We start from the raw sequence: 10,000 nt of genomic DNA, 5'->3' as shown, positions 1-10,000 counted from the left end.
CATGGAAGGGCCATCGCTCAACGGATAAAAGCTACCCCGGGGATAACAGGCTTATCTCCCCCAAGAGTCCACATCGACGGGGAGGTTTGGCACCTCGATGTCGGCTCATCGCATCCTGGGGCTGTAGTCGGTCCCAAGGGTTGGGCTGTTCGCCCATTAAAGCGGTACGCGAGCTGGGTTCAGAACGTCGTGAGACAGTTCGGTCCCTATCCGTCGTGGGCGCAGGAAATTTGAGAGGAGCTGTCCTTAGTACGAGAGGACCGGGATGGACGCACCGCTGGTGTACCAGTTGTCTTGCCAAAGGCATCGCTGGGTAGCTATGTGCGGACGGGATAAGTGCTGAAAGCATCTAAGCATGAAGCCCCCCTCAAGATGAGATTTCCCATAGCGTCAAGCTAGTAAGATCCCTGAAAGACGATCAGGTTGATAGGTCAGAGGTGGAAGCGCGGTGACGTGTGGAGCTGACTGATACTAATCGATCGAGGACTTAACCAATGTAGTTGAATGCGCGATCTCGTTCTTCGTTTACTTCTTCTTGATTATCTAGTTTTGAGAGAATGAATTTTTAACTTTCTCTTGAAAAAATAAAAAAAGGCATTATAATAAAATATGTCTTGTTCATAGTCTGGCGGCAATGGCGAGAAGGTCACACCCGTTCCCATACCGAACACGGAAGTTAAGCTTCTCAGCGCCGATGGTAGTTGGAACGCAAGTTCCTGCGAGAGTAGGACGTTGCCGGGCTTGGATTGTTCCGCAGTAGCTCAGTGGTAGAGCTATCGGCTGTTAACCGATCGGTCGTAGGTTCGAATCCTACCTGCGGAGCCATTTTGGAGAGCTGTCCGAGTGGCCGAAGGAGCACGATTGGAAATCGTGTAGACGGGTAACCCTGTCTCAAGGGTTCAAATCCCTTGCTCTCCGCCATATATATTTTAACGGCCCCTTGGTCAAGCGGTTAAGACACCGCCCTTTCACGGCGGTAACACGGGTTCGAATCCCGTAGGGGTCACTTTTAAATGGAGGATTAGCTCAGCTGGGAGAGCATCTGCCTTACAAGCAGAGGGTCGGCGGTTCGATCCCGTCATCCTCCACCATTTAAATAATATTATCGCGGGGTGGAGCAACGAGCAAAGCATCGTTGAATCTGCAGCGAGTTGTACTCAACGAACAGCATCTTGAGTAAACATTCTGAGTTGAGGACAGTCCATTGCTAAACATAGGGCATGGATAAATTAATTACTTCTTATTGTCGCGGGGTGGAGCAGTCCGGTAGCTCGTCGGGCTCATAACCCGAAGGTCGCAGGTTCAAATCCTGCCCCCGCAATTCGGTCTGGTAGTTCAGTTGGTTAGAATGCCTGCCTGTCACGCAGGAGGTCGCGGGTTCGAGTCCCGTCCAGACCGCCACTTTAATAAAAAAATACGGCTCGGTAGCTCAGTCGGTAGAGCATGTTGCTCATATCATTGAGAAAGCTTCCAGTGCAACATGTGAGAAAGATCGAGAGATCCTTTCGAGCAAAGGACGATTTCAGAATAATTTAGGATATTGAAATAATATGGCTCGGTAGCTCAGTCGGTAGAGCATGTTGCTCACATCGTTGAGAAAAGCTTCCAGTGCAACATGCGAGAAAAATCGAGAGATCCTTTCGAGCAAAGGACGATTTCAGAATAATTTAGGGTATTGAAATAATATGGCTCGGTAGCTCAGTTGGTAGAGCAAAGGACTGAAAATCCTTGTGTCGGCGGTTCGATTCCGTCCCGAGCCACCATTGAAATTGGTTTTGAGCCGGTGTAGCTCAATTGGTAGAGCAACTGAATCGTAATCAGTAGGTTGGGGGTTCAAGTCCTCTCGCCGGCACCATGAGCTGGCAATAAATAATTAAAAATGTGGAGGGGTAGCGAAGTGGCTAAACGCGGCGGACTGTAAATCCGCTCCCTCTGGGTTCGGCGGTTCGAATCCGTCCCCCTCCACCATTATAGGGGTATAGTTTAAAGGTAGAACAGAGGTCTCCAAAACCTCCAGTGTGGGTTCGATTCCTACTACCCCTGCCAAACAGATAATGGCGGTTGTGGCGAAGTGGTTAACGCACCAGATTGTGGCTCTGGCACTCGTGGGTTCGATTCCCATCAATCGCCCCATTAAAGACTAGAAATTATATTAAAAATATGTTATGATTGGGCTATAGCCAAGCGGTAAGGCAACGGACTTTGACTCCGTCATTCGTAGGTTCGAATCCTGCTAGCCCAGCCAATTTGCGGAAGTAGTTCAGTGGTAGAACACCACCTTGCCAAGGTGGGGGTCGCGGGTTCGAATCCCGTCTTCCGCTCCATGAAATGGCGGCATAGCCAAGTGGTAAGGCAGAGGTCTGCAAAACCTTTACCACCGGTTCGAATCCGGTTGCCGCCTCCAAAATTTTAATATGCCGGTGTGGCGGAATTGGCAGACGCGCACGACTCAAAATCGTGTTCCTTCTGGAGTGTCGGTTCGACCCCGACCACCGGTATCATGAGAACTCTTTAAGTTCATTTTAAAGCAATTAGAAACCCCGAAAACGTTGATTTATCAATGTTTTCGGGGTTTCTGCTTTTTAAGGGTCACGATAGAAAACGATAGGAATTTAAAAGTTTTACACCAGAAATACACATAGTATCATTTATTTTACACAGTTTTACACAGGGTTTTCTATCTCCCTTATATGGTCCTTAGATGCACAATTAATTAGTATCTGAGACAAATTAAGTAGCCAAAGAGAAGAAATCAGATGATTTTGATGCTAAAGACCAATCCCGCTTGCTGCATTATTATCAAACAGGTTTACTTTTTGTATGTAGCGTTGCAATGAATCACTTCTTTTATGCCTCGTCTGTTTCATAATCTGATGCTCAGCCTTACCCGCTTTTGCTGCTGTACTGCAAAAGCCACTCCGCAGGCTATGCGCACCGTATTTTTCGGAAGGCATTCCAACTGACTCGCAACATCTTTTTACGATTAATCGGGCAGATTGAGGGGTCATTCTACCAAGGATATTTCCATGACGATCAATTCTTCGGAAAAGAGGGCCATCCTCAAGGCCGGCCGCTTCAATCCAGTCTTCTAACAATCGTACAGGGCAGGTAAGTGGGCTGCTACCATATGTTAATGCCACTATTTGCCCTTCTCCTTTTTGATCCGTCTTACTTCATACCAGATTCAGCAATAGTCCTTCCCGTGTCTTCTCCACATGTTCAACATCCAAAGAAATGAGTTCACTTCTACGTAAGGCAGCTGCCCAACCAATAACCAGAAGAGCGCGATTTCGGTTGCCGATACTCGTGCCTCTCGGAATAGTCTCTACAACTTTTCTAAGGTCTTCTAGCCACAGAGCATCATTCCCTTGTTCTTTTACTCCTATTGAGCGCTGTATCCCGTCCCAGACCACTTTTACAAGTGCTGTTTTTGTTGGACTTTGGAAGCCTGCTGTTTCATGACGTTGGGAAATGGCAGTCAGTTTTCTTTTAATGGAAGAAGCCTTCAGGCTCTTTCCTAAGAATGTTATGTAGTATACGAGGGTTTCTGGTTCAGCAGGGAGGGAGTGAAAACCGTTTGTTTGACACCAATCTGTAAACTGAGTCCAGTCTGTTCGATATGCTCGTTTTGTGTTTTCGGCTTTCGAATTGGCTAAATGTTGTCTGGCCTCCTGTTGAAGTTCTAGAATATCCGTGGAAAGAGTCTGGTCATCGCGATGCTTGAGTTCTAATGTCATTTTGGTATCTCCCAATATCACCAATTTATTTTTCAATGGTATAAAGTGAATTTTATCTATTCAATCTTACATACTCGATGATAGAAAATATAGCTTGCTCTTTGAGCGACTCAAAATTCTGGTCAAATGACAAACGCTTCCCCTCGAATTTGAAGGCATCCAGCAAATAACTGACTCTCGGCTTTCGATATGCCCTGCTGTTGGCGACACAGCGATCCCACACTTCTTTTTCCAACTCATTCGAATATTTTCGATGCAGGATGCATTCATGGAGCAAGCTTTTCTCAATCTCAATAATTCCTTCGAATACATTCTTCCGGGCTATTTCCCACCACATGACTTCCCGTTCGTTGACGACTGGCTGATCTGCAGTTGTGTAATGATTTTCAATGATGGAACGCAGCACGGCCGACTGACTGATGTTTTGTTCCTGTTTGGTTTCCTCTATTCGATCCCATGTTTCATCCAATAAAGTAAGAGAGACTTTCCTTGTTGTTCCAGATGCGGGCCTCCCGGCGCCTTGGCGTTTTCCTCCACGAGAGTTCATCTCATTCCTCTTCCTTTTGATTTAGGTTACTAAAATTATTATATAAAATTAAAGGGAGAAACGAAAGGGGGCGATAGATAATTCAGGTTACTTAAATCAATTTTATTAAGGTTACCTTTATTGAAGCGAATTGTTTTTTTCTTCCTTTTCTATATAGCGATAATAAGGGTTATCGATAGTTAGACTAATTGCAGCTCAATCATTAATCTAATTGAAAAGTAACGCAAAAAAAAGCTTACCTGAACTTTGGTAAGCTCATATTTAGATGCGAAACGCAAAGGCAACTAATTATTCAGTTAAGTAATGTCGCTTATTTGTATTCTCAATGGTGAGTAGGAAGGGGAAGGGAAAATAATGAATCGGATTAGTGATATAACCAAGCGTGATATCCTAGATTTGTTTCAGAATGGAATTGATACAGATGAATGGTATCTACCGGACAAAGTTTCATATCATTACTTCGGACGAATGGATGAAATAGATTTTTTGAAAAGATTGTACGAACTGGAAAGCATGCCGAGTAATGATCCGAGGTTTTCAAATGCTGAAGGGGATATTGTTCAACACACAGTAAATAACGATGATTACCCTTCTTGCTGGGTTTTTGAGGATGAAAGATTCCCATTGAAAAACGGGTCGGATGAAAAATACTTGAGATTTCTGTCTGAGGTTTTTCATCCTGAAGTCAGATTTGAAAAAGGATAATGGAGAGAATATCTAAATAAAATAAATCAATTGCTTCAAAATGACGGATATGAACTTTACCCGGCAGGAAAAATATCCAAGCATGATACCTATGATTGGCGTATTGTAGCCGTCAAGTAAAAATGAACACTTTTTGCTCATTAATTTTGAACACTTTTTTCCATGAAAATGGATGAACGATGTTTCATACGATAGCTGTCGTCATTCCTAAAATGAATGATTTCTGCACGATGCAACAATCTGTCCAGAATAGCCGTTGTAATGCCAGGGTCTCCCAATAGTTCGCCCCATTCATTTGGCCCCTTGTTGGAAGTTAAAATGACGGAAGCATTGTCATACAGGTCATTTATTAAATGAAAGAAAAGATTGGCTTCTCGAGAATCCATTGCCATGAACATCAAGTCATCGATAATAACCAAATTGGAACCCCGGATGCGCTTCATTCTTGTCTGTGCTTTTCTGCTGACATCCTCCGTCTTCAGCGTATGGATGAGTTGCCCCATGGAAATAAAGGATACCTTATAGCCTTGATGAATAGCCTCTATACCCAGCCCCGTTGCCAAGTGTGTTTTTCCCACGCCCGGTGGTCCAAGGATGATCAAATTATATAGCTGGTCCAGCCATGTGTATTCCTTTAACTGATTAACCTGTTTTTGGCTCAGGGATTGTTGCTCGTCTACCCGAAATGCATCAATTGTTTTATAAAACGGGAATGCTGCCAATTTCAATCGTTTTTCAATTAACTTTTCATCCCGGCGTTTCAATTCATAGGCGATCAGATGATCCAGAAACATGCGGTATGTCCAATCTTGTGACTCGGCCTGGTGAATCAGAGAGGGCAAATGATTTGCCGTCTCTGATAACCGCAATGTTCGAAACTGTTCCTGCAGCTGTTCAAGTGATTGTGTCATACGGTTGCTCCTTTCAATACATCCAGATAGCGTGCCAATTCCCGGGTTTCCGGCTTCGTATCCAGAAGCGAAAGATCTATATCATGCAGCGCCTTGATCTCCTCATCCATATGTTTCGGTTCATCCTGTTGATGCTGGCGCTGAATGAATGCCAACACATCACTGTACTCAGTGGCACTGTATACACCACGTTTGGCGCACTCTCGCAGTGTTTCATCCCTGACGGTTTGGTTTGCCGCCTTGGATACCTTTAAAATGATTCCCAGCTGATCACGCACATAACGCGGGTATCTATGATGAATTTCCTCCAGAAAAGCAGTAGCCGTTTTTTCATCTGTAAAATTGGTGGATACGGTGGCAATGTATGCGCTTATCCCCTTGGTCCGATCCCGTGTATGCTGCCTGTCCTGAATGAGTTTTCCCTTTTCGAATGCTATGAGATGGTTGGCGATAACTGGTCCTTCCGTTTGCTCTCGTATCACCAGACGGTTCTCAGCCGTTATTTCAATATAGACCTCTTTCTCTTTTTGATAGGTTCCGAGTGGAACAGAATAGCGATTGGATTGATAGATAATCGTATTGTCCTTTCGCACTGTTCTTGTTATACTAGAACCAACATTTGAAATAGTAATTTCTTTGATGACCGGCTTAAGGTGTTGCTTTTCCAGCACAAACACTTCAACTGGTCTCTTTTTTGTTGTATTATGTATTTTTCGATTGCCGGTTCTCCCCAGCCATGCCATACAGCTTTCATTCCATAGGTCAATGTTTTGAAAGACACGGTTTTTGGCGAAGTTGTCCTTGACAAAACCTACGACTCTCTCAATTCGCCCTTTGCTTTCCGGATCAGCTTTTCTACAGAAATGGACTTTCAATTTTCTCGCCTCCCGATAAGCCTGAAATTCCTCTGTCAGAATCAAATCCCCCGCATTCTCGTTTACCATAAGCAGGGCATCCTGGTCATATACCAGTTCGTCGGGCATACCCCCAAAATACTGGAATGCATGCTCATGCATGCGAATCATATCTTTTGTCGTAAATGGCCTATCCAGCCATTCAACATATTTGTATCTCGAATGCGATAGTACAAAGGTGATGAAATACATTTTGACGGACTTGCCCTGTGGCGTTTTCTGGTTGGTCTTTCCAAAGTCCACCTGGGCTTGTTGCCCCATCGGTGGATCAGGTATCGCCTCATAAACCCGTTGATGTGTCTCTTTTGGTATGGCATATTTCTCACGAAGCTCTTTCACATAACTTCGTACGGTACTTTCCCCAACAGTGAAGTTATCGTATTTCTCCATTAGCCAATCATGAACTTGCGCTGATGACATATCAGGATTTTCACTAAGCCATGTGTGGATAAGCATCTCATATGGATCCAGCTTTTTGGTGCGGGACTTTGTCGAGGCTGCCCACTCTGCCAATTCCTTCGGGGATTTCTCTAGATATTTGTATACAGTCGTTCTTGATACCCCCAGTTTCCTGGCAATTCTCCTAATCTTAAATCCTTGTTCTTTTAATTGCTTGATCTTCATATACATTTCCCATTTTTCCACCTTTACTTCCTCCATCACAATATAAATCAACCAATATTATATCGTATGGAGCAGATTTTTGAAGGGATCAGCCGTGGCGATGCATTTTACCGGTGTTGCCCCTCCCCGGGGCAACACCGGTAAAATGCAAAATACCTGCCCCCACATCTCAGTAAAAGTGTTCATTTTTATCTAGCAGAAATGGTCTACTTTAGTTTAGCATTCACACGTATATTCCAGCCGGAAGAAAACCATATGTTTATTCCCTATTCGCAGAGGAATGAAAAAGCAATTAAAGAGAAAAAAATAGTGATTCCTCGAAAGGCGAGAAATCAGATTTATCAAATCTTAGAAGAGTTTAATAATGTAATGCGAAAGACAAGTGAAACGGGATGGCAAGAGGATGTTTTAATAAGTGAAGAAGTTTTTAATGACATCAATAAGTTTTATGCGCCAAAATGCTATAATGATCAAAAAAAGTACGTAGACACTAATAATTTAAGAGATTTCATTAACTCCATGCACCTAATTGTCTATTTGATGCTATAGAATTTTTCGAGAAATACTGCAACGAGGAATTCGCTAAGACAATTAATGCGATATTTCAACTGCAATCACTTATTTAGACGGTAAATAATTCGAAAGACATCTTGAATTCCTTTCGACTAGTAGACCGACTGGATAAGAAAGACATAGCACCCGCTTTTCAATTTCATATTTTTCGTAATGGAAAGATACAGGGGATTTTGGTTTGATGTATGGTGCAGCTCTAATCTGCTATAATTTCTAATAAGGTGGTGTTGACTGATGTTAGAAGACCAAAACAGTGCGCCAAGAAGAAAATTTGCTTGGGCAGATAAATGGGTAAAGATGACGGGAGAACGGGCAAGAATTGATGCAAAGGTAAATAACACGTATATTGTGTACGAAAAGAACGGAAAACTGGTTAAAGAATTCCCGAATGGAAATGTTGTCCCTCTTCCTAATGAGGATCAATCATTATAATGCTACATATAAACTAGACAATAAAAAAGGAGTTTCTTAGTTGTATGTCAACCACTCGAAGAAAGTTTAACCCAGAAGAAAAAGCGCAAATTGTACTGGAAATCCTAAAGGAAGAAAAGTCAGTTTCACAGCTCGCTTCTGAGCATGGGATCCATACCAATGTCCTCAACCGGTGGAAATCCGAGGTGGTACAAAACCTCTCACAGCTGTTTGTTGATGATCGTAAAGGTATCACCAAAATGAAAAAAGAATATGAACAACAAATCAATGAACTCTACGCCGAGGTTGGTAAGTTAACCACCCAATTGTCGTGGCTTAAAAAAAAATCTGGCCTCTAACTTTACTCGTGAAGAGCGTATTGATCTCATAGAATGGGATTGCTCCGAACACTCCATCCTCGTACAAGCGGATTTACTTAATCTAAACCGCACCAGTCTTTACTATAAGCCGGTCCCTCCCTCTCCGGAGGAAATTCGCCTCAAGCACCGGATTGATGAGCTATATACAAAGCATTCTTTTCTGGGCTATCGAAAGATAGCTGCCATTATGAATCGAGAAGGGGATCTTATTCACGAAAATACAGTAAGAAAGTACATGCGAGAGATGGGTATTATGGCTATCTATCCCGGTCCGAACCTTAGCAAACGGGATCTCCAGCACCGGATCTACCCCTACCTACTTCGAGGGCTAAACATTACTCAGCCCGACCAGGTTTGGAGTGTGGATATCACGTATATCCGGATGAAGCAAGGCTGGATGTACCTCTACGCCATCATGGATTGGTATTCTCGCTTCATTGTGGATTGGCAATTGGATCAAAGCCTTGAAATCGGGTTCGTATTAGAGACTATGAGAAGGGCGCTAGCCAAACGCAAACCCGCCATTATTAACAGTGATCAAGGGAGCCACTTTACCAGCCCACAGTACACAGATTTGCTAAAGGAGAACGAAATCCGCATCAGCATGGATGGCAAAGGCCGTGCAAAGGACAACATCGTTATAGAACGGTTCTGGCGTAGCCTGAAGTACAATGAGATTTATATCAACGACTATACTAGCCCGCGAGAAACGAGGCAAGGTGTGGAACGCTATATCCATCTACACAACCACTACTTACCACACCAGTCATTGGATAACCATACACCAGCTGCTGTGTATAACCGGGATGTTGTACTGTTATCCACATGTGAATAACAGTAGCGGTGTTCGTCAAGAAAGTTGTCTTATATTTATATCTAAACTTAAAAAAATCCTACCGCGCTTCGCTTGCTGCCCTCTTCATAAAAGATTCGTTCTAACGAACCAATCTTTTATGAAGAGGATGAAATTTTACCAACATTTCAGCGCTTTGGGGTGATCTTGGGTGTAGGAGGAAACCATTTCTCCCACGCCTTCGCTTATACTATGTCCTCCACCTGTGGACAATGTCTAATTGGCGCTATTCCCCTCAATTTCCATACAGGAAGAGGAGATCAAGACCCTTGTATTATAGAAATATCTAAGTAATTAATCTTGTATACACCTTAATTTTTCAAAAAAACTGTCTTGACTTCTTGT

7 protein-coding genes, 15 tRNA genes, 2 rRNA genes and 1 pseudogene (1 of these 25 cut by a window edge) are annotated in these 10,000 nt (G+C 43.3%); 20 read left to right on the top strand and 5 right to left on the bottom strand.

Features of this window, described 5'->3' with window-relative positions:
• The 17 genes from ACQYAD_RS01210 to ACQYAD_RS01130 all read left to right on the top strand — a co-directional run.
• Positions 1–495: ribosomal RNA gene (locus ACQYAD_RS01210) — 23S ribosomal RNA — on the top strand; it begins 2,445 nt to the left of the window's first position.
• 129 nt (positions 496–624) lie between these two features.
• Positions 625–741: ribosomal RNA gene (rrf, locus tag ACQYAD_RS01205) — 5S ribosomal RNA — on the top strand.
• 9 nt (positions 742–750) lie between these two features.
• Positions 751–825, top strand: a tRNA-Asn gene (locus ACQYAD_RS01200).
• Between the two features lie 4 nt (positions 826–829).
• Positions 830–921, top strand: a tRNA-Ser gene (locus ACQYAD_RS01195).
• 13 nt (positions 922–934) lie between these two features.
• A tRNA-Glu gene (locus ACQYAD_RS01190) sits at positions 935–1,006 on the top strand.
• 9 nt (positions 1,007–1,015) lie between these two features.
• A tRNA-Val gene (locus ACQYAD_RS01185) sits at positions 1,016–1,091 on the top strand.
• A 156-nt stretch (positions 1,092–1,247) separates the two neighbouring features.
• Positions 1,248–1,321, top strand: a tRNA-Met gene (locus tag ACQYAD_RS01180).
• Positions 1,322–1,324: 3 nt separating this feature from the next.
• Positions 1,325–1,401, top strand: a tRNA-Asp gene (locus ACQYAD_RS01175).
• Between the two features lie 286 nt (positions 1,402–1,687).
• Positions 1,688–1,763 (top strand) — tRNA-Phe (locus ACQYAD_RS01170).
• A 16-nt stretch (positions 1,764–1,779) separates the two neighbouring features.
• A tRNA-Thr gene (locus tag ACQYAD_RS01165) sits at positions 1,780–1,855 on the top strand.
• A gap of 28 nt (positions 1,856–1,883) precedes the next feature.
• Positions 1,884–1,968, top strand: a tRNA-Tyr gene (locus ACQYAD_RS01160).
• A 4-nt stretch (positions 1,969–1,972) separates the two neighbouring features.
• A tRNA-Trp gene (locus ACQYAD_RS01155) sits at positions 1,973–2,046 on the top strand.
• Between the two features lie 11 nt (positions 2,047–2,057).
• Positions 2,058–2,133, top strand: a tRNA-His gene (locus tag ACQYAD_RS01150).
• A 37-nt stretch (positions 2,134–2,170) separates the two neighbouring features.
• Positions 2,171–2,245 (top strand) — tRNA-Gln (locus ACQYAD_RS01145).
• A 4-nt stretch (positions 2,246–2,249) separates the two neighbouring features.
• A tRNA-Gly gene (locus ACQYAD_RS01140) sits at positions 2,250–2,324 on the top strand.
• Positions 2,325–2,330: 6 nt separating this feature from the next.
• A tRNA-Cys gene (locus ACQYAD_RS01135) sits at positions 2,331–2,404 on the top strand.
• A gap of 12 nt (positions 2,405–2,416) precedes the next feature.
• Positions 2,417–2,498: transfer RNA gene (locus ACQYAD_RS01130), tRNA-Leu, on the top strand.
• A gap of 270 nt (positions 2,499–2,768) precedes the next feature.
• Here the strand turns inward: ACQYAD_RS01130 and ACQYAD_RS01125 are convergent.
• Genes ACQYAD_RS01125 through ACQYAD_RS01115 form a run of 3 tightly spaced genes read right to left on the bottom strand, consistent with a single transcriptional unit; the run spans position 2,769 to position 4,284 of the window.
• Positions 2,769–3,140 carry a hypothetical protein gene (locus ACQYAD_RS01125; RefSeq protein WP_430234726.1) on the bottom strand — a complete coding sequence of 124 codons (372 nt, stop codon included), beginning with the start codon at positions 3,138–3,140 and terminating at the stop codon, positions 2,769–2,771.
• A gap of 33 nt (positions 3,141–3,173) precedes the next feature.
• The gene (locus ACQYAD_RS01120) at positions 3,174–3,737 is read right to left on the bottom strand and encodes a hypothetical protein (protein WP_430234724.1); all 564 of its coding nucleotides are present in this window, start codon (positions 3,735–3,737) and stop codon (positions 3,174–3,176) included.
• 52 nt (positions 3,738–3,789) lie between these two features.
• Positions 3,790–4,284, bottom strand: coding sequence for a hypothetical protein (locus ACQYAD_RS01115; protein WP_430234722.1), 495 nt, complete (start codon positions 4,282–4,284; stop codon positions 3,790–3,792).
• A gap of 354 nt (positions 4,285–4,638) precedes the next feature.
• Here ACQYAD_RS01115 and ACQYAD_RS01110 point away from each other — a divergent pair.
• Positions 4,639–5,094 (top strand): annotated as a pseudogene (locus ACQYAD_RS01110) (hypothetical protein); the annotation flags it as partial.
• Positions 5,095–5,129: 35 nt separating this feature from the next.
• Here the strand turns inward: ACQYAD_RS01110 and istB are convergent.
• Positions 5,130–5,900 (bottom strand): IS21-like element helper ATPase IstB, encoded by a 771-nt coding sequence (istB, locus tag ACQYAD_RS01105; RefSeq protein ID WP_430234720.1) that lies wholly within the window; start codon positions 5,898–5,900, stop codon positions 5,130–5,132.
• Positions 5,897–7,474 (bottom strand): IS21 family transposase, encoded by a 1,578-nt coding sequence (gene istA / locus ACQYAD_RS01100; RefSeq protein WP_430235171.1) that lies wholly within the window; start codon positions 7,472–7,474, stop codon positions 5,897–5,899. The genes istB and istA overlap by 4 nt, the downstream gene beginning before the upstream one ends.
• Before the next feature lie 771 nt (positions 7,475–8,245).
• Here istA and ACQYAD_RS01095 point away from each other — a divergent pair.
• A complete protein-coding gene (locus ACQYAD_RS01095) occupies positions 8,246–8,443 on the top strand; it encodes a hypothetical protein (RefSeq protein ID WP_430234718.1) in 198 nt (65 codons plus the stop codon).
• A gap of 44 nt (positions 8,444–8,487) precedes the next feature.
• Positions 8,488–9,637, top strand: a protein-coding gene (locus ACQYAD_RS01090; RefSeq protein ID WP_430234555.1) for an IS3 family transposase whose coding sequence is annotated in 2 segments (ribosomal slippage) — positions 8,488–8,762 and positions 8,761–9,637 — 1,152 coding nt in all. Because the reading frame shifts where the segments join, the coding sequence is not laid out codon by codon here.
• Positions 9,638–10,000: the final 363 nt, after the last annotated feature.

This window comes from Neobacillus sp. SM06, from assembly GCF_050496765.1.
Classification (GTDB): Bacteria; Bacillota; Bacilli; order Bacillales; family Cytobacillaceae; genus JAEVLT01.
Note: the sequence above shows the minus strand (reverse complement) of the source record. Positions and strands in the feature narration are given on the sequence as shown.